This is a genomic window from Pseudomonas sp. (assembly GCF_030696055.1).
In the GTDB taxonomy this organism is placed as follows: Bacteria; Pseudomonadota; Gammaproteobacteria; order Pseudomonadales; family Pseudomonadaceae; genus Aquipseudomonas.
Genome location: NZ_JAUYNP010000033.1, coordinates 1 through 18,268, shown reverse-complemented (window position 1 = coordinate 18,268; position 18,268 = coordinate 1). Strand labels below are relative to the sequence as shown.

Below are 18,268 nucleotides of genomic sequence, written 5' to 3'. Positions count from 1 at the left end.
GCTTTTGCCCTTCCCGGATTTCATCCGGGCTACGAGGTTGTGCCAGCGCAGAAATAAAGATTGAGCAACGCCAGTTGGGCCAGGATACGGGGTCCCCTCAGAAGGCCGAGTGGAATCCCTGTGTAAGGGGTTGAGCGGCATGGATGCCGCGAGAGCTGCGATGGGCCAGGGATGGCCCTTCGCAGCGTGCCCCTGAAACAGGGATGGAGCGAGGGAACCCTGGCGCAGCCAGGGCCGTATGTGGGGCGCGCTTTCTCTTTGGTTACTTTCTCTCTGCGCGCGCAAAGAGATACGGAGCGAAGCGGAGTAACAGCCGTAGGCTGACCCGAAGGGCGAGCGCAGCGAGTCAAGAACTCGTCCGACAGGACGAAATCGGTCGAACGGCGGACGCTGGAGGTCGCCACGTCCCGACTCTTGAGCAAGCGATCCGCGTTGGGTATCGCTTAGCTCAACCCAACCTACGGGACTGCCAATAGCCGGGCGAACGCGGACACTCAGGCAGCGCTGGAAAGCATCCCAAAAGAATCTCACGCCAGCACCTTCTCAACCGCCTCGACCAACACCGCAGGCGAAACGAACTGCATCTCGCGGGTGGCGATCTCCACCGCCACCTGCACGCTGCTGCCGCGGGTCATGCGCTCGCCGGTCGCCGCATCGCGGATCAGGTAATTGATCTTCAGGCGGTTTTCCCACTCCACCAGGTTGGCGCGCACGACTATCCTCTGGCCGAACTGGGCGCCACGGATATAACGGACCTGCAGGTCGATCACCGGCCAGGCGTAGCCGGCGTCGCGCATCTGCCGGTAGTTGTGGCCGAGCTTGTCGAGCAGGGCGCAGCGCGCCTCCTCGAAGTATTTGACGTAGTGGCCGTGCCAGACGACCTCCATCATGTCGACGTCGAAGAAGGGCACCACCAGTTCGACCTCGGCCTGCAATACGCCTTTGCTACGCATGAAAGGCCCCTCCGGACTGGGCCTGCTTCCGTAGGAGCCAGCTTGCTGGCGATGCTTTTGCGTGCAGGCGGATCGCCAGCAAGCTGGCTCCTACACAGGCTGATCGCCGATTACGCATACAGGCACCAGTGCTGGTCGCGGATACGGGTCAGGCACAGGCGCAGTTCGCCTTCCAGGGCGCGGTCTTCGATCACCGGCGGAAAATCCGCGGCCAGCTGTTCACGCATGGCCAGCAGCGGCGCGGGGATGTCGTTCTTGCCGTTGCGCAGGCGCAACCACACGCCCTGGTTGGCGGCCAGCAGGGTGGCGGCGGCGACCTGTTCGCATAGCTCCAGGCTGCGCAGGGCGTCGCGCGCGGCGATGGTACCCATGCTGACCTTGTCCTGGTTGTGGCACTCGGTGGAGCGGGAGAACACGCTGGCCGGCATGGTGTTTTTCAGCGCTTCGGCGGTCCAGGCACTGGTGCCGATCTGCACGGCCTTGAAGCCGTGGTTGATCATCGCGGTAGCCTCCGGCGCGCCGGACAGGTTGCTCGGCAGGCCGTGGTTGTAGCGTGAGTCGACCAGCAGGGCGAGCTGGCGGTCGAGCAGGTCGGCGACGTTGCCCACCAGGTTTTTCAGGCTGTCCATGGCGAAGGCGATATGGCCGCCGTAGAAGTGCCCGCCGTGCAGCACGCGCTCGGCTTCGGCGTCGATCAGCGGGTTGTCGTTGGCGCTGTTCAGCTCGGTCTCGATGAACTGGCGCAGCAGGCCCAGGCTGTCGGCCAGCACGCCCAGCACATGGGGCGCGCAGCGCAGCGAGTAGCGGTCCTGCAGGCGGTGCAGCGGCGCGGTCGGCGCGTCGATGGCCAGGTCCTGGCGTAGCCAGGCGGCCACCCGCATCTGCCCCGGGTGCGGCTTGGCGGCGAACAGGCGCTCGTCGAAATGTTCGGGGTTGCCTTCCAGCGCCACCACGTTGAGCGCGGTGATGCGGGTGGCCAGCTTGAGCAGGTACTCGGCGCGGGAGAACGCCTGGCAGGCCAGGGCGGTCATCACCGCGGTGCCGTTCATCAGCGCCAGCGCTTCCTTGGGGCGCAGGGTCAGCGGCGTCCAGCCCAGCTCGCGGTGCACCTCGGCGGCGCTGCGGCGCTGGCCACGGAACAGCACCTCGCGCTCGCCGGACAGGGTGGCGGCGACATAGGACAGCGGTGTGAGGTCGCCGCTGGCGCCCACCGAGCCTTCTTCCGGAATCAGCGGCAGCACATCAAATTCGAGAAAGGCCTGCAGGCGTTCGAGCAGCTCCACGCGCACGCCGGACACGCCCTGGCACAGCGACTGCAGACGTGCGGCGAGCACGGCGCGGGTGCTGGCTTCGTCGAGCAGCTTGCCCAGGCCGCAGCCGTGGAAGGTGTAGAGGTGGCGCGGCAGGGCCTCGACCTGGTGCAGCGGCACGGCCACCACGCAGGAGTCGCCGTAGCCGGTGGTGACGCCGTAGATCACCCCTTCCTTGTCCAGCAGGCTGTCGAGAAAGCGCGCGCCCTTGGCGATCTTCTCGCGGTACGCGGCATCGCTCTGCAGCTGCGCCGGCGCGTGGCGCTCGGCCAGGGCGACGACCTGCTCGATGCGCAGGGGCTGTTCGCCGAATACGATGGGATCAGGCTGATTTGTCGTCATCTTCATTCCAGAACGGGTAGAAATTGAACCATTGCAGGGGGGCGTCCAGGCAGCGGCGCGCCAGTTGTTCGGCGTAGCGCTGGGTCCAGGCGCGGATCACGCTGTCGCGTTCGCTGCGCTTCCACTGGATGCGTTCGGCGAAGGGTTCGATGATCACCTGGTAGCGACCGTCGATCTTCAGGCAGTTGAGCAGATTGACCGAGCATTGCAGCAAGCCGGCCAGCAACCAGGGGCCTTGCGGGAAGGCCGCCGATTTGCCGAGAAAGTCCACGCTGAGGTTGCGCCCGCCGTGCAGCGGCACGCGGTCGCCGGCGATCGCCAGCCACTCGCCACGCTCCAGGCGCTCGGACAATTGCAGCATGATCGCCGGGTCCAGTTCGCTGACCTGGATCAGCCGCAGGTGCGTGGCGCCGGCATCAGAGAGCAGGCGGTTGAACTGTTCGGCGTGTTTGGTATGCACCAGCACGTTCATCCGTACGTGCTCGCCCAGTTCGGCCAGGGCGCGGCACACCTCGAGATTGCCCAGGTGCGCGCCGACCAGCATCTGTCCGCGCTCCTGGCGATGCAGCTGGCTGCGCAGGCCGTGGGGGTCGATCAGGTTGATCTGCTCCAGGCCGAGCTTGCCATTCCACACATCGAGCTTGTCCAGCAGGGTCTCGGCGAAGGTCATAAAGTGGCGGAAGACGCTCTTGTGCGTCGGCCGCAAGGCGTCGCGTCCGCTCCAGGCGGCCAGGTTGGCCTGGTACTGCCAGATGCTCTGGCGCGCCTGGCGGCCGAACAGAAAGAAATACCCCACGATCAGGTAGATCAGCGGGCTGATCAGGCGGCGGCCGAGCAGGCGTGCCAGCACAGCGGTGAATTTCATCAGGATAAAGCTGCCGCGCTCGCGCTGGCCGGCCCAATGCGGTTTGCCACTCATCCGCGCCACCTGCGCCAGAGGATCAGCGGCGCGCGCAGCAACATGCCGAAGAACAGCTTGGCGTGCATCTTGGAGATCAGCGCGTTGTCCAGCCACAGGCGAAAGTGCGAGAGGCCGTCCAGCGGGTAGTGCACCTTGGTCGGGAGCCAGTGCATCGGCTGGTTGCGCCAGGCCAGGCGCACCAGGATCTCGGTGTCGAAGTCCATGCGCCGGCCGATGGCGACGCTGTCGAGCAACGCCAGGGTAGGCTGCAGCGGGTAGATGCGAAAGCCGCACATGGAGTCGCGGATTGACAGCGACAGGCTGTTGATCCACACCCAGACGTGGGTCAGGTAGCGCGCATACAGACGGCCCTTGGGCACACTGTCATCGTACTGCGGGTAGCCGCAGATCAGCGCCTGGGGCTCGGCTCGGGAAGCTTCGATGAAATGGGGCAGGTCAGTCAGGTCGTGCTGGCCGTCGGCATCCACCTGCAGGGCGTGGCTAAAGCCCAGGCGCTGCGCCTCACGCAAACCGGCCATCACCGCGCCGCCCTTGCCCTGGTTGAGCGCCAGGCGCACCAGATAGGTCTCGGGTTGAGCAGCCAGTCGATCCATCACCGCCGCGCAGGTGGGGCTGGAGGCATCGTCGACCAACACGCACGGCAGCCCGGCGCCGCGCAGGGCGTCGACCACCAGCGGCAGCGCGTGCTCGTGGTTGTACACCGGGATTACCGCGCAGGGCTTATGCATGGCAAGGCTCCACGCCATTGCCGGGTGCGGGTAGCGCGTAGGTTGGCGCTGAGGCACGAAGCCCAACATGTGCGGCGCTGGTCGTTGGGCTTCGCAAGCTCAGCACCAACCTACGGAAGTAGGCATGCGCCATGATCATTGCGCAGCCCCCAGCAAAATACGCCCGGACGAGCAGGCCGCCTCGCCGTTGCGGTAGGCGAAATACAGCTTGCCGCGGGCCGCGTCGAAACGCAGCGTCAGCTGCAGGCGGTCGCCGGGGCGCACCAATTGCTGGAACTTCAGCATTTCCATGCCGCAGAAGCGTGGCGGTAGTTCCTCGATCAGGCGCCGCGCCAGTTGCTGGGCCCAGTCGATCTGCACCACGCCCGGCAGCACCGGAGTCTGCGGGAAATGCCCGCTGAAATGCGCCAGGTCCAGGGGTACGTTCAGCTCCAGCAGCCATTCGCCGTCCTGCTCAACGCTCGAGAGTGGCTCGACCTGGGTCGGTCGCGGCGCGGCCAGCAGCGCCTCGACCTCGGCCTGGGGCAGCTTGCCCTGGCTGTTGTAGGGCAGCTGCGCCAACAGGCGCCAGCGCCGCGGCAGGGCGATGGTTTCGCAATGCCCGGCCAGATGGCGGCGCAGGGTCTCGGTCAGGTGGCGCCGGCCCTGATTGCGCAGGGCATGCAGGCCGGCCGGGCTCAAGGCAACCAGCGCGCCGAGGGAGGCGCGGCCTTCCTGCACCACGCCCAGGCGCGCATCGGCGACCCAGTCGTGGCCGAGCAGCGCCTGTTCCAGCATGGGCAGGGAGATGCGCTTTTCTTCCAGTTTGATAATCCGATCCAGACGGCCGCGCAGGATAAAACGCCCGTCGGCCTGCAGCTCGGCGGCATCCATGCTCTGCTCGACATGCCCGGCCGGCAGATAGGGCGATGCGATGCGCAGGGCGCCTGCGGCGTTCAGTTCCAGCTCGACGCCTGCGAACGGCTGCCAGGGCTCACCACCCTGACGCCAGGCGACTCCGCCGGTTTCCGAGCTGCCGTAGATTTCCGTCGGCCACTGCCCCAGTTGCTTCTGCAGCAGCTGCGCCGCCTCGCTCGGCAGCGCGCCGCCGGAGGAAAATACCTGGCGCACCCGGCTCAGGGCCGGCCAATCCAGGTTGTCGCCCATACGTTTCAATAGAGCAGGGCTGGCCACCCACACAAAGTCAGTGCCGCTGGCTAGGCTCTTGCGCTGCAGGTCCTCGGGGAATGGCTGGGCGCGGCGCAGGAAGGGGCGGCCGGCGCATAGTGGCCACAGCACGCGAAATAGCAGGCCGTAGATATGCTGGGCGGCAACGCTGCCGAGGATAGTCGCGGCGCCCAGGTTGGCGCCCCATAGTTGTTCCAAGGCTTCGACTTCATTGGCCAGCTGGCGCAGGGACTTGTCGATCAGCTTGGGCTCGCCGCTGGAGCCGGAGGTGCACAGGGTCAGCCGGCACCGGTCGAGATCCAGCTGGGCGGCCGGCAGCGCCGAGGTATCAGCCATATTCAGCTCGGCCAGGCTATCCAGCCATAGATCGCATTGCGCACCCAGGCGCTGACGGGTCTGCGCTTGCGCGTCGGCCGGCAGCAGCACCTGCACGCCGGCGCGCCAGGCGGCGAGCAGGGCGATGGCCAGCTCGCCGGCATCTTCCAGATACAGGGCGATGCGCTGGATGCCGCGGGCCTGCAGCACGGCGGCCAGGCTCAGGGCCTGCTGGCGCAGGGAGGCCTGATCCATATCCGGGGTGACCGGGCGGCCCGGGTGGGCTTCGCTCAGCAGGCGGTCGAGGCTAAGCCAGTTCATTCAAATTTCCTTAGAGCCAGCTCTAACACGCTGGCGAATCAGCCACTCGATGGCAAACAGCAGGCCCATCAGGCCGTAGGCGATCAGCCCGGTATACAGGGTCCACCAGCTCAGCGGTGCCCACAGGTTGAGGGCGATCACCACCAGGCCGTTGGCGAGAAAAAACCAGCACCAGACCTGGGTCACGCTGCGCGTATAGCGCACCGCCCGCGCGGGCAGGTTCGGGTCGCTGAGGCGCGCGAGGCGCTCGACCAGCGGCGGGCCGAACCTCAGGCTGAGGCCGAACAACGCCAGCAGCAGGGCATTCAGCAGCACCGGGTACCAGCGCAACAACGCAGGCGTGCCGGCCAGGCCCAGCAGCAGGCAGAACCCCAGGGCCACCCCGGCCATCCAGCGATTACCGGGTTTGCCCCGTTGCGCTATGGCGCGGGCCAGCCACAGGCCGCCGAGCAGCGCAGCGAACAGACGCGGCGACAGGTGCTCCATGCCGTAATACACGGCAAAGGGGTAGAGCAGCCCGGCCACCAGCAGGAGCAGGCCAAACAGGCGACTCATTATTCGGCGGCTGGGGCGTTGACCAGTTGCAGCACCGCCTCGACCACGTCGCCGACGGTACGCACCGCCTTGAACTCCTCGGCGGCGAGCTTCTTGCCGGTCTGGCGCTTGATATGGTCGATCAGGTCGACCGCATCGATGCTGTCGATTTCTAGGTCCTGGTAGAGGTTGGCCTCGAGGGTGATGCGCTCGGCATCCAGTTCGAACAGCTCGACCAGGGCATCGCGCAGGGTGGCGAAAATCTCTTCACGGGTTTGCATCGGCGTGCTTCCTCAGGCGGGTTGTTGCGATGAGACGAATGCCGCCAGGCTGGCCACGTTGGCAAAGTGCTTGCGGGTGTCCTTGGCGTCGGCGTCGATCTTGATGCCGAAACGTTTCTGGATGGCCAGGCCGAGTTCCAGGGCGTCCACCGAATCCAGGCCCAGACCTTCGCCGAACAGAGTCAGGTCGGCGGCGATATCTTCGGCGGCCATGTCTTCCAGGCCCAGGGCCTCGATGATCAGGTGCTTAATCTCCAGCTGTAAATCGCTCATCTTTAGCGAGCTCCTTAATAAAGTGTTGATGCAGGGAATCGTTGAGTTTGCGTGAGGCCAGCGGGGGCGGCCCCAGGGCGTTGAACTGCTGTGGGTCGATATCCTCGCCCACCCGCAGGCGAAAGTGAAAACGCCGCGACGGAATGCTGTACCAGGGTTCGGCCTTGGTCAGGGTGGTCGGCGTCACGCTGATCACCACCGGGGTGACGATGCGCGCACCGCGAATAGCGATGGCCGCGGCGCCGCGGTGAAATTCGGGGTTGTGCCCCGGTGTGGTGCGCGTGCCTTCGGGGAACACGATCAGGGTCTGGCCGTCCTGCAGAGCGGCGGCGGCCTCGTCGAGCATGTCCAGGCTGCCGCTGTTGCTGATAAAGCCGGCGGCGCGGATCGGCCCGCGCATCGAGGGATTGTCCCACAGGCTCTGCTTGACCACGCAATTGGCGTTGCGAATAAAGGCGATCAGCACCACCACGTCGATCAGCGAGGGGTGGTTGGCGATCACCAACTGCCCGGGCTGGCCGAGGCGCTCGATACCCTCCACCTCATAGGTCAGCACGCCGCTGTGGTACATAAAACGCACGAACTTGTAGAAGGTCCAGCTGACCACGGCGCGGGCGCGGCTGCGCCGAGCCAGGGCATCGCCCGGCAGCAGGGCGAGCAGCGGGAAGACCAGCACGCGCAGCAGCACGCCGCCTATACCGAACAGGCTGAAACTCAGGGTAGTGGCGATCAGGCGCCAGGCATAGGGCGCGCTGTGGCGGCTCAGGCCTTGTTGCGTGACCATGTCCATTGCCGGTTCTTCCAGTGATGTTGCAGGGAGGTCTGGGCGCTGCACAGGGCGCGCACCAGATTAAGCGCATGGGGCCATTCGCTGCGGCCACCGCTGGTGCCGTGCAACTGCAGTTGCCAGTCGTCACCCGGGGTCAGCAGCAGGGCGACGGCATAGGAAAAGGGCACGTCGTCGATAAAAGGCGCATAGAGTTCGGGCGGGGTCTCTTCGGCTATCACCAGCAGCACCGCGGGCGCGCCCTCGGCCAGCAGGCCGCAGGCCTCCAGGATGGCGTGTTCCAGGCCGTCGCCGGCGGCCGCCAGGGCGGTCATTTCGCTGCAGTCGCCGCGCTGGATCGACCACAGGCCGATGATGGCGTTATGCACCGACAGGCTGAACTGGGTCGGCGACAAGGGCTCGCCGCGCGCCAGGTCGCCGAGAATGGCCAGGGTGCGCGGGGTTTCGCCGTGGCGGCAGGCAAACACCATGGGCACCGGCCCGCAGGCTTCGGCCAGGGGCCAGGCGACATGGAAGGCCATGCGCGCCAGGCGGCTCAAACGGCGGCGTTGCATGGCTGGGAGAAAGCTGGCGTCGGGTTGCTCGCCGTTATCCGGCAGGCGTGAGGGGGCCTGATGCCAGGCGCACCAGTCAGCCGTGCTGTCCAGGCCGGGGGCCCAGGCACGCCATTGCTCGATCCTGAAATCTGTCACGCGGAAGGCTCTTTCCGGCCCAGTGCTGGGCGTCCATGTCGGCTACTGCCTGCCGCCGCCTGCGCGAGCGTGGCGGTGGGGATGGCGAGGTGCCGGCATTATCCAGGCCGCGCGGGTCGGGCGCAAATCGGCGGTGAGCCGTTCTGACCGGAGGTTGCGGCTAATTTGCCGAAAATCTCCCCCTTGCCAGGTACTTTGCATAGAATTCATCACCATTTCGGGACACAGGGGGTGTTTTATGCGGCGCGTGATTTTCAATCAGAAGGGCGGGGTGGGTAAGTCCAGCATTGCGTGCAACCTGGCGGCGGTCAGCGCGTCCCAGGGCTATCGCACCCTGTTGGTCGATCTGGATACCCAGGCCAATTCGACCCATTACCTCACCGGCCTGACTGGCGACGACATCCCCATGGGCATCGCCGAGTTCTTCAAGGGCACCCTGTCCAGCGCGCCGTTCGGCAAGAAGGGCACGGTGGATATCTACGAGACGCCGTTCGACAACCTGCATGTGGTGACCGCCACCGCCGAGTTGGCCGACCTGCAGCCCAAGCTGGAGCAGAAGCACAAGATCAACAAGCTGCGCAAACTGCTGGATGATCTGGGTGACGATTACGAGCGGATTTATCTGGATACCCCGCCGGCCTTGAACTTCTACACGGTTTCCGCACTGATCGCCGCCGATCGTGTGTTGATTCCCTTCGATTGCGACAGTTTCTCCCGTCAGGCGCTGTACGGCCTGCTGCGTGAGATCGAGGAACTTAGGGATGACCACAACGAGGGCCTGGAGGTCGAGGGCATAGTGGTCAACCAGTTCCAGCCGCGCGCCAGCCTGCCGCAGCAGCTGCTCGATGAGCTGATTGCCGAAGGCTTGCCGGTATTGCCGGTCAACCTGATGAGCTCGGTGAAGATGCGCGAGTCGCACCAGGCCTGCATGCCGCTGATTCATCTGGACCGTAGCCACAAGCTGACCCAGCAGTTCGTCGAGCTGCATGATTTGCTGAATAACGCAGACTGACTCTGAGCGGACAACAAAAAAGCTGCCGAGGCAGCTTTTTTGTTGTCCGCAAGAAAGACCTACCGCACCACCAGAATGTCGCAGGGCGCCTTGTGCAGGAAGTGCTGCGCCAGGCTGCCGAGTAATGCTTGGGACAAGGCACTGCGCCCATGGCTGCCGAGCACCAGCAGTTCGGTTTGCTCATTTTTCAGCTGGGCCTGCAGGCAACGCAGGATGCCGCCCTGTTGCACCGAGTGGCTAAGGGTCGGGCCCTTGGCCGGCAGGTTCTGCGCCTCATCCAGTATAAGCTGGTCGATCAGGGCCTTCTGCGTGGCCAGTTGGGTGTCGATTTGCTTGGGCGTGCCCTTGTCCGGGTCGAACACATGCAGGGCATGCAGCTCGGCCGATTCCGGTAGCAGGCGATAGGCCTGACCCAGGGCGCTGCAGGCGCACAGCGAAAAGTCGATGGCCGCGAGCGCGCGCTGGTACGGCTTGAAATCATTGCGCGCCACCAGCAGCAGCGGCACCGGGCAATTGCGGGCGATGCGGTCGAGGCTGGTGCCGGAGAAAAAGTCGTGGCGCTGATGATGCGCGCCCAATACCAGCAAATCGCAATCCGACTCATGCAATTGCTGTAACACCATTTCCGAAGGCTTGCTCCCGGTGCGGATCAGCAACTCGCTGCCGGGCGGGGCGTACTGGGTCAAGCTGCGGTCCAGTGCTTGCTTGGCCTGTTCGTGTTCCTGGCTGCTCTGGCTCGGGTCGAGCACGTGCAGCAGGGTCAGTTTGGCTTTGAACTGCTTGGCCAGTTGGGTGGCGCGGCACAGGGCCATGTCGGCCGTATCGCGCAAGTCATGGGCAATAAGAATGTGCTTGGGCATGGTCGGCGCTCTCCTGCCGATACCTTTCGGCAAATTTATTATGAGCTCGGGAGATAGCTGGTCTTTTGATCTATGGCAAGGCCAGGTGTCAGCGTACGCGCAATTGGTACAGGCCGCGACTCTCGGCTACCACTTCACCACTGTCATCGGTCAGCTGCAACTGCAACAGATAGTCGGCCTTGCCCTGTTCGCTGGCCTGCTGTTGCAGGCGCTGGATTTCTTCGTCGGCGATGCGCGCCTCGACGCGGATGTCGCCGGTGGCCGGCCGGCGAAAGCGCAGGTTCATCTCCTTGACGATCGGGTAGAAACGCTGGGCATCGAAGCTGGTGAGAAACAGCGCGCCACCGGGAATTTCCGCCAGGGTGAACAGCGCACCGGCGTACATGCTGCCGATATGGTTCTGGTTGCCGGCCAGGGGCATCCGCAGGCGCACATGGCCGGGCTCGAGCAGCTCGGCCTTAAGCCCGCTGCGTTGGACGAAGGCGATCTGTTCTTCGGTCAGTTGGCGTATCAACTCAAGTGGCATCGACATGCGCGGACTCCCTGGCTGCTGGTCCGCCCAGCCTAAAGCCTGGCCGGCGCGCGGGTAATGACCGGCATGCCGCTTCGGGGTTGACCGATTCGCTCACAGGCCCTGTTGGCGCAACCAGCCGAGCAGCTGGGGCAATGGCAAGGCGCCACTCTGGCGTGCCACTTCGACTCCTCCCTTGAGCAGGATCAGGCTGGGGATCGAGCGGATGCCCATTTCGGCGGACAGTTGCGGGTTGGCCTCGCTATCCAGCTTGGCCAGGCGGCAGCGACCTTGCAGCTGGCTGGCGGCCTGCTCGTAGATCGGCGCAAAGCTGCGGCACGGGCCGCACCAGCTGGCCCAGATGTCGATCAGCAGCGGCAGGTCGCCCTTGTTCTGGGCGTCGAAGCTCGCTTGGGTCAGCTCGAAAGGCTTGTCGGGCAGCACCTCGGCCTTGCAGCGCCCGCAGCGCGGGGCATCGGCCAGGCGCTCGGCGGGAATGCGGTTGAGGCCATTGCACTGGGGGCAGGGGATCAGCAAAGGATCGGGCATGGGCGACTCCAGATTCGGGATAGTTCTAATCTGGAGCCGGCGGCGCGAATATCAAGGCAGGCGTTCACGCAAGTTTGTGTTGGGTGATCTGTAGGATGGGTTGAACGCAGCGATACCCATGCGGATGTGCCGCTGGCCCAGGCCTGGATTTAGGCCAAAGCCATATAGATGTTGTAGGAGCTGATCAGCACGATCAGGCAGCCGACTATGCACAGCAGGGTGCGCGCCGACAGCTGCTTGCACAGCAGGGCGGCGAAGGGCGCGGCGAACAGGCCGCCGAACACCAGGCCGGCCACCAGCATCCAGGTGTCCGGTTCGCCGGCCAGGAGGATAAAGGAGGTGGCGCTGGAAATGGTCAGGAAGAACTCGGCGAAGTTCACCGTGCCTATGGTGGTGCGCGGGTCGCTGCCGGAGCCGAGCAGGCTGCTGGTGACCACCGGGCCCCAGCCACCGCCACCGGCGGCGTCGACGAAGCCGCCAAACAGCGCCAGCTTGGCCACATGCTTGGGCTCCTTGCGGTGGATGATGTGGCGATAGGCCTTGCTCAGGATATACAGGCCCATCAGCAGCAGGTAGGCGGAGATAAAGGGCTTGAGCACCTTGCCGTCGAACTGGGTGATCAGCACCGCGCCGAGGATGGCGCCGATGACGCCCGGTAGCAGCAGGCGCAGGAACAGCGACTTGTTGACGTTGCCCAGCTTGACGTGGGAGATGCCCGACAGGCCGGTGGTGAACACTTCGGCGATATGCACGCTGGCGCTGGCGGCGGCAGGCGAGGCGCCGGCGCTGAGCAGGAAGGTAGTGGCGGTGATGCCGTAGGCCATGCCCAGGGCGCCATCGATGACCTGGGCGAAGAAGCCGACGGCCACCGCGCTCCAGAAAATCGGGCTGTTCAGCGTGCGCTCGATGATCTGCATCCCCGTGCTGCCGCCGTTGTTGCCGAAGAACAGGCGCCAGGCGAGAAACAGCAGCAGGCCGGCCAGGGTCAGCACGGCGAACCACATGGCCGAACGCAGGACCGGGTGGTCGCTCGGGTGGCTGACGAAGTCTTCCACGGGAGGCAAGCCGAAGGCTTCGTGCTCGGCATTGAGCGGGCTGGGGCTGAGGTCGAGATCGCGAATTTTCATGCAGTGATAGGCCTGACAGTGTGCGGTAGAACAGGCTGGAATGGCGTTGCGGGCAAAGATAAGCGGCTTTGCTTAGATAGTCTAAGAATGTTTGTAAAGGTTTATATGCCTTTTCGGTTTAACAGACGTGACTGTACCCCCGTCTCAACCGCGCACTGTGCCTGTGCTTCAGGCGCCTGCCTGGCTAGGCTCGAGTCTTTGGCTGGAGGTAGCCGTTATGCGTCAGTTGGGCATTTTGGGCGGCATGAGCTGGGAGTCCACGGCGAGCTATTACCGCCTGCTCAATCAGGGTGTGCGCGAGCGCTTGGGCGGCCTGCATTCCGCGCCCTTGCTGCTGCATTCGCTGGATTTCGCCGAGATCGCCGCATTGCAGCAACGCGCCGATTGGTCGACCGCCGGCCAGCTGCTGGCCACGGCCGCCCAGGGCCTTGAGCGGGCCGGGGCGAGGGCCTTGCTGCTGGCCAGCAACACCATGCACAAGGTGGCGCCGGCCATCGAGGCGGCTATCGACATCCCCCTGCTGCATATCGGCGACGCCGTCGGCCAGGCGCTGCAGCGTCAGGGCGTGACCCGCGCGGCGCTGCTCGGGACGCGCTTCACCATGCAGGAGGATTTCTACCGCCAGCGCCTGGCCGAACGCTTCGGCATCCAGGTGATACTGCCCGCGGCGGCGCAGATGGCGGAGATCGACCGGGTGATCTTCGCCGAGCTGTGCCAGGGCCAGTTCCATGCCAGTGCCCGCGACTTTTACCTGAGCTGCCTGCAAGAGCTGCGCGGCCAGGGCGCCGAGGTGGCGATTCTCGGTTGCACCGAAATCGGCCTGCTGCTGGACGGGGATTCGGCGCCGCTGCCGTTGCTCGACAGTTGCGAGCTGCATGTGGCGATGGGCCTGGAGTGGTTGCTGGCGGAGTGACCGTAGGGCGGACATGCCGCTTGCGCCTGGCCCGCTGTGCTGGACCAGGCGTAGCCCTGTCCAGCCTACGACTCTGTTCTAGCGATACAGCTCCAGCGCCTGCACCTGGAGGCGTTCGCTCGCCGCGAAGCGCTGCTCGATCAGACTGGCGATTGCCGCCTGCTGATCCTGGGCGCTCAGGCCCGATTGGTGAATGGCCGCACGCTCCTGGTCATAGCTGGCGAGGCGCCTGTTCCAGTCGGCCTGCCGTTGGTCCAGTTCGGCCAGCGCCGCCGCGGCTTCCGCGCCCAGGGTCTGGGTGCGGGTCTGGAACAGCTGTTCGGCGCTGGCGCCGTTGTGTTTCAGCGCCTGCGTCGTTTCATACAGCTGGGTTTGCTGGGTCGCCTGGGCGCGGGCCGCGCGCATCGGCTCGGGCAGCTGCTGCTCGAGCTGCGTCAGTTCCTGCTGGCGCTGGGCGGCATCGAGCGCCTTGTCCTGAGCTATGGCCAGGTATTGCTGCATATAAGTGTCGTAGGCCTCTTCTTCCTGGAAGAAGGCGCGGTGTTCCTGCGCGGAGAAATGCGCTTGGCGCAGGGTCTGCAGCCCTTGCTGGCGCTGCGCTATGGCCTGCAGGGAATAGGTGCCGCTGGCGTCCGCGAGCACCGGGCTGCGGTCCAGGTCGGCCAGGGCGATCTTGTAGTCGAGGTAGCGTTTCAGCAGGTCGCGGGCCTGTGCCAGGGCCGGCCCCTGCAGCTGCTCGGCGAGGGCCAGGCTGATGCGCGTCAGGCTGGTCTCCAGCGGCTCTTCCTGCAGCGCCGAGAGGTAGAACTCGAACAGGTGGAGAATATCGGCCTTGGGCAGCAGATTGCCGGCGGCGTCGGTCTGCAGTTGCACGTCGGGGCTGCTGCCCTGCAGCGAGCGCGGCAGCGGCGGCAGCTTGGCGAGCGCCTCGAGCGGCTTGACCTGCACGGCCTGGTTGGTTTGCCGGGCCTGAGCGGCGCTGGGCTCGAGGTCGGCGACGGCAGTGGCCGGCTGCGCCTGGGGGGATTCGACCTGGCCGTCCGGGTCGCCGGAGAGCAGCAGTCCGAGCGTGCCGCCGCCGGCCAAGACGCCCAGGAGGGCGGACAATAGAAGGGGCTTACGGGTGAGCATGGCGTGTCCTCGACCTGCTCCAGCCGTCGCCGGCTGAAGCAGGAACCACAAGCTTAGAGGCCGGCCTGCTTGAGGCGGGTGGCGTGGTTCTTGAAGAGGGTCTTGGGGTTGGTCTCAAACCAGGAGACCACGCCGAACACCTGGTTCTCGATGTCGATATGGTTCATCCAGTAGCGGTCCTGGATCACCTGGCCGAAGTGGTTGGCGCAGACCCCGGTGACGCCGTCGTTGGCCTGGCCGCCGAAGGCCAGGCTGGTGATGGCGAACAGGGCGTCGGAAGGGTCGAGCACATTGGTCAGCGGCGAGCCGCCGCCCCAGGAGTACAGGCGGATATTCTGCCCGCCGATGCTTACGCTGTTCGGCCCGACGCCGCACTCTTGAGTCGGCAGGCCGGCCGGGAACTGGGCGTTGAAGGCGGCCGCGCCCGGTTTGTTGAACTCGCCGAGCATGGCGTAGATGTCCGACTGGCTCGCCTTGTTATCGGAGAAGAAATTCACCAGGTTGCCCACCGCATTGGCGAACACCTCGAAAGCCACGCCCTGTAACGTGCCCTGGGGCGCGACCCCGGTGACCACATCGGCCAAGGGCGAGCCGGTGTGCGGGGTGGCCATGGTGGTCACCGAGGCCACCAGGTCGGGGCGTACGTTCATCACATAGCGCGAGGTCATGCCGCCCTGACTGTGGGCGATCAGGTTGAACTTCTGGATGCGCCCGAGGGACGCCACCTTGATGCTGTCCAGCTGCTGGATCAGCTGATTGCCGCGCTCCACCGAGTTGTCGAAGGCATTGATCTTCGGCACGTAAACCTCGGTGCCCTGGGCCTGCAGGGTGGCCGGGATCTGGTACCAGTAGTCGACCATGGCGATGCTGTCGAAGGCGAAGATGCCCGGCACCAGTACCACTGGGTTGGCGGTGTAAGCCGCCTGGCAGGCGACGGAGATGCTCAGCAGCAGGCTGCTGAGGGCGGTCAATAGGATCTTTTTCATACGCTTCCTCTCGGTAGTCCTTATGGGAAGGGACCAGGCATCTTTGCCACTGCAAGTCCCGGGCTATGGCGGCGAGGATTCTAGGCAGGAGAGGAAAGCCTTGTATGTCACCTAAACGGGTGGGATGGCACGCTGCCAGTGCGGCCCGTTATGGCGAGTAGGACCATAGCCCGGAAGCAATCCGGTAGATTTAGCCATGACCGCCCCGGATTGCATCCGGGCTACGGGGGCGTGAGTGCGGGGCCGGTCAGGACGAGCAGCTGATCTCCAGATGCTTGCCCCATTGCGGGGGGCGCTGGGCGTAGCGCTCGTAGCCGGGTTGTTCTTCGAACGGCCGGCTGAGCACCTGGTGCAGCTCGCGCACCGGCGCGTAGTCGCCCTGTTCGGCGGCTTCGATGACCTGCTGGGCCAGGTAGTTGCGCAGAATATATTTGGGATTGACCCCGTGCATGCGCAGGCGGCGTTGCTCCTGCTCGGCGCCGTCCTCGGCGCTGCGCGCGCGGTAGTCGGCGGCCCAGGCGTCGAAGCCGGCCAGGTCGGTGAAGTCGTCGCGCAGGCGCGCCAGGGCCTGGGCCGGCGCACTGTCGCCCAGCTCGCGGAAGAAGTTGTTGTAATCCACCGCGCTGCCTTGCATCAGTTGCAGCAGGCGCTGGATCAATGCCTCGTCGCTCTCGCAGCCGCTCAGCCAGCCCAGGCGGCGGCGCATCAGGTCCAGGTAATGGGTCTGGTACAGCGGCAGGAACAGGCCGAGGCTGTCGCGCAGCGCCTCGACTTCCACCAGCGGCGTCAGCGCCTGGCCCAGGGCCGCCAGGTTCCACTGGGCGATCGGCACCTGATTGCTGAACGAGTAACGCCCCGAGTCATCGGAATGGTTGCAGATATGCTGGGCATCGAAATCATCGAGGAAGGCGTAGGGGCCATAGTCGAAGGTGATGCCGAGGATCGACATATTGTCGCTGTTCATTACCCCGTGGCAGAACCCATAGGCCTGCCAGTAGGCGATCAGTTCGGCGTTGCGCTCGAGCACCTGGCGGAACATGGCCAGGTAGGGTTGTTCCTGCTCCAGGCAGTCCGGGAAATGACAGCTCAACACATGCTCGCCGAGTTGTTTCAGCAGTTCAGGCTGCTGGGTGTAATAGAAGTATTCGAAGTGGCCGAAGCGCACGTGGCTCTGCGCCAGGCGCAGCAGCATCGCCGCGGTCTCCTGCTTCTCGCGCCATACCGGGGTGCTGGAGGCGGTGACGCACAGCGCCCGCGAGCTGGGGATGCCGAGGGCATGCAGGTACTCGCTGGCGAGGAATTCGCGGATCGAGCTGCGCAGCACCGCGCGGCCATCGCCCATGCGCGAGTAGGGCGTCTGTCCGGCGCCCTTGAGGTGCAGGTCCCAGTGCTCGCCGGCCTCATTCAGCACCTCGCCCAGCAGCAGGCCGCGGCCATCGCCCAGGCGTGGGGTGTAGCCGCCGAACTGGTGCCCGGAATAGACCATGGCCCGCGGTTCGGCCTCGTTCCACAGCTTGTGCCCGGCGAACAGCTGGGCAAACACCTCGCTGTCGGCCTCGGCCGGGTCGAGGTCGAGCAGGGCCATGGCGGCTGTGCTGGCGACCACCAGGCGCGGCTCGGCAATCGGCTCGGGCAGCACAGGGGTGGAGAAGGCATCGCCCAGGCGGGCGAAGCGGTTGTCGAAGGTCAGCTCGCTCAGCGACTTCACGGTCAGGCTCCAGCCGGGCAGGTGCTGCCCGGCTCTGATAATCGGATCAGGTCAGCCTAACAGGCCGTTGAAAAACTACCTACGTTGCCCCTCTTGATAAAAGAAAGGGGCGTTAAAAACGGCCTCACAGCCGAAGGCTGAACGCGCTTTAGCGCGACCCCGAAGGGGTGAGCGAAGCGAATCAAATGCTCACAGTAACGGCCGTTTTGACCAGCCTGCGGCTGTTACTGCGTAGCGCCTTGTCTCGGCTGCCTCGCTTACATTTTTCAACGGCCTGTAAGCCGACCTGGGCGCCACTTAAAGCGGATCTATCGCGGGCGCCGGTGGCGGCAGGCTGGGTTGCTGCGAGTCCGCGGCGGCGGTGGCGGCCACCATCTGCCCGGTGCTCAGGTTGAGTTCCTGGCCTTCGAGGTTCTTGATCATCACCTCGACCTGATTGAACGCCATCTCCACCTTGTGCTCGCGGAAGGTCAGGGCGATGCGCGTGAGGATCTCGTCGGTGGCGGCGTTGCGGTCGCCCAATTCGCGCACATGGAAGCGCAGCTCGTAGTCGAAGGTGCTGGCGCTGATGGTCAGGAAGAACAGCATGGGCGCCGGGTCGCGCAGCACCCGCGGGTTTTCCTCGGCGGCCTGCATCATCAGTTGGCGCGCCAGGGCCAGGTCGGTCTCGTAGGCCACGCCGATCTTGACTATGACCCGGGTGACCGTGTCGTTCAGCGACCAGTTGATCAGCTGGTCGGTGACGAAGGTCTTGTTCGGCACGATGATTTCTTTGCGGTCGAAATCGGTGATGGTGGTGGCGCGGATGCGGATGCGGCTGACCGTGCCGGACAGGTTGCCGATGGT

Annotated in this window: 20 protein-coding genes; 2 read left to right on the top strand and 18 right to left on the bottom strand. The window is 65.2% G+C overall.

All coding sequences use genetic code 11. The features are described from left to right. Positions 1–527: 527 nt before the first annotated feature. From Q8Q83_RS01970 to Q8Q83_RS01925, 10 genes are all read right to left on the bottom strand, one after another. Positions 528–953: a thioesterase family protein gene (locus tag Q8Q83_RS01970; RefSeq protein ID WP_305620661.1), complete on the bottom strand. Its 426-nt coding sequence runs from the start codon at positions 951–953 to the stop codon at positions 528–530. Positions 954–1,063: 110 nt separating this feature from the next. Next, entirely contained in the window at positions 1,064–2,605 is a 1,542-nt protein-coding gene (gene hutH, locus Q8Q83_RS01965; protein WP_305620660.1) for a histidine ammonia-lyase, read from the bottom strand. After that, complete coding sequence (locus Q8Q83_RS01960) at positions 2,586–3,524, bottom strand: glycosyl transferase (protein ID WP_305620658.1); 939 nt, start codon at positions 3,522–3,524, stop codon at positions 2,586–2,588. The genes hutH and Q8Q83_RS01960 overlap by 20 nt, the downstream gene beginning before the upstream one ends. Continuing rightward, a complete protein-coding gene (locus tag Q8Q83_RS01955; protein ID WP_305620657.1) occupies positions 3,521–4,255 on the bottom strand; it encodes a glycosyltransferase family 2 protein in 735 nt (244 codons plus the stop codon). Before Q8Q83_RS01955 ends, Q8Q83_RS01960 begins: the two co-directional genes overlap by 4 nt. Before the next feature lie 135 nt (positions 4,256–4,390). Next, complete coding sequence (locus Q8Q83_RS01950; protein ID WP_305620656.1) at positions 4,391–6,058, bottom strand: acyl-CoA synthetase family protein; 1,668 nt, start codon at positions 6,056–6,058, stop codon at positions 4,391–4,393. Further along, on the bottom strand, positions 6,059–6,613 hold the full coding sequence (locus tag Q8Q83_RS01945) for a hypothetical protein (RefSeq protein ID WP_305620654.1): 555 nt from the start codon (positions 6,611–6,613) through the stop codon (positions 6,059–6,061). Next, entirely contained in the window at positions 6,613–6,873 is a 261-nt protein-coding gene (locus Q8Q83_RS01940) for an acyl carrier protein (protein ID WP_305620652.1), read from the bottom strand. Before Q8Q83_RS01940 ends, Q8Q83_RS01945 begins: the two co-directional genes overlap by 1 nt. A 12-nt stretch (positions 6,874–6,885) precedes the next feature. Next, positions 6,886–7,146, bottom strand: coding sequence for a phosphopantetheine-binding protein (locus Q8Q83_RS01935; RefSeq protein WP_305620651.1), 261 nt, complete (start codon positions 7,144–7,146; stop codon positions 6,886–6,888). After that, a complete protein-coding gene (locus tag Q8Q83_RS01930; RefSeq protein ID WP_305620649.1) occupies positions 7,121–7,936 on the bottom strand; it encodes a 1-acyl-sn-glycerol-3-phosphate acyltransferase in 816 nt (271 codons plus the stop codon). The genes Q8Q83_RS01935 and Q8Q83_RS01930 overlap by 26 nt, the downstream gene beginning before the upstream one ends. Beyond that, positions 7,909–8,625 carry a beta-ketoacyl synthase chain length factor gene (locus Q8Q83_RS01925; protein WP_305620648.1) on the bottom strand — a complete coding sequence of 239 codons (717 nt, stop codon included), beginning with the start codon at positions 8,623–8,625 and terminating at the stop codon, positions 7,909–7,911. Before Q8Q83_RS01925 ends, Q8Q83_RS01930 begins: the two co-directional genes overlap by 28 nt. Before the next feature lie 238 nt (positions 8,626–8,863). On the opposite strand from Q8Q83_RS01925, the gene Q8Q83_RS01920 reads away from it, so the two are divergent. Further along, the gene (locus Q8Q83_RS01920) at positions 8,864–9,637 is read left to right on the top strand and encodes a ParA family protein (RefSeq protein ID WP_305620646.1); all 774 of its coding nucleotides are present in this window, start codon (positions 8,864–8,866) and stop codon (positions 9,635–9,637) included. Positions 9,638–9,696: 59 nt separating this feature from the next. Here Q8Q83_RS01920 and Q8Q83_RS01915 read toward each other — a convergent pair whose 3' ends face one another. The 4 genes from Q8Q83_RS01915 to Q8Q83_RS01900 form a co-directional block, all read right to left on the bottom strand. Then, on the bottom strand, positions 9,697–10,497 hold the full coding sequence (locus Q8Q83_RS01915; RefSeq protein WP_305620644.1) for a universal stress protein: 801 nt from the start codon (positions 10,495–10,497) through the stop codon (positions 9,697–9,699). 88 nt (positions 10,498–10,585) lie between these two features. Continuing rightward, a complete protein-coding gene (locus tag Q8Q83_RS01910; RefSeq protein WP_305620642.1) occupies positions 10,586–11,029 on the bottom strand; it encodes a YiiD C-terminal domain-containing protein in 444 nt (147 codons plus the stop codon). 93 nt (positions 11,030–11,122) lie between these two features. Continuing rightward, the gene (gene trxC / locus Q8Q83_RS01905) at positions 11,123–11,557 is read right to left on the bottom strand and encodes a thioredoxin TrxC (protein WP_305620640.1); all 435 of its coding nucleotides are present in this window, start codon (positions 11,555–11,557) and stop codon (positions 11,123–11,125) included. A gap of 149 nt (positions 11,558–11,706) precedes the next feature. Continuing rightward, positions 11,707–12,684: a sulfite exporter TauE/SafE family protein gene (locus Q8Q83_RS01900; protein WP_305620639.1), complete on the bottom strand. Its 978-nt coding sequence runs from the start codon at positions 12,682–12,684 to the stop codon at positions 11,707–11,709. Positions 12,685–12,901: 217 nt separating this feature from the next. Here Q8Q83_RS01900 and Q8Q83_RS01895 point away from each other — a divergent pair, with 217 nt between their 5' ends. After that, positions 12,902–13,597, top strand: coding sequence for an aspartate/glutamate racemase family protein (locus tag Q8Q83_RS01895; protein WP_305620638.1), 696 nt, complete (start codon positions 12,902–12,904; stop codon positions 13,595–13,597). A gap of 78 nt (positions 13,598–13,675) precedes the next feature. Here Q8Q83_RS01895 and Q8Q83_RS01890 read toward each other — a convergent pair whose 3' ends face one another. The 4 genes from Q8Q83_RS01890 to Q8Q83_RS01875 all read right to left on the bottom strand — a co-directional run. Beyond that, a complete protein-coding gene (locus Q8Q83_RS01890) occupies positions 13,676–14,728 on the bottom strand; it encodes a lipase secretion chaperone (RefSeq protein ID WP_305620636.1) in 1,053 nt (350 codons plus the stop codon). 53 nt (positions 14,729–14,781) lie between these two features. Next, positions 14,782–15,714 carry a triacylglycerol lipase gene (locus tag Q8Q83_RS01885; protein WP_305620635.1) on the bottom strand — a complete coding sequence of 311 codons (933 nt, stop codon included), beginning with the start codon at positions 15,712–15,714 and terminating at the stop codon, positions 14,782–14,784. A 247-nt stretch (positions 15,715–15,961) separates the two neighbouring features. Then, on the bottom strand, positions 15,962–17,422 hold the full coding sequence (gene selO, locus Q8Q83_RS01880) for a protein adenylyltransferase SelO (protein ID WP_305620633.1): 1,461 nt from the start codon (positions 17,420–17,422) through the stop codon (positions 15,962–15,964). 297 nt (positions 17,423–17,719) lie between these two features. Beyond that, a partial coding sequence (locus Q8Q83_RS01875; protein WP_305620631.1) for a mechanosensitive ion channel domain-containing protein occupies positions 17,720–18,268 on the bottom strand: 549 nt, incomplete at its 5' end.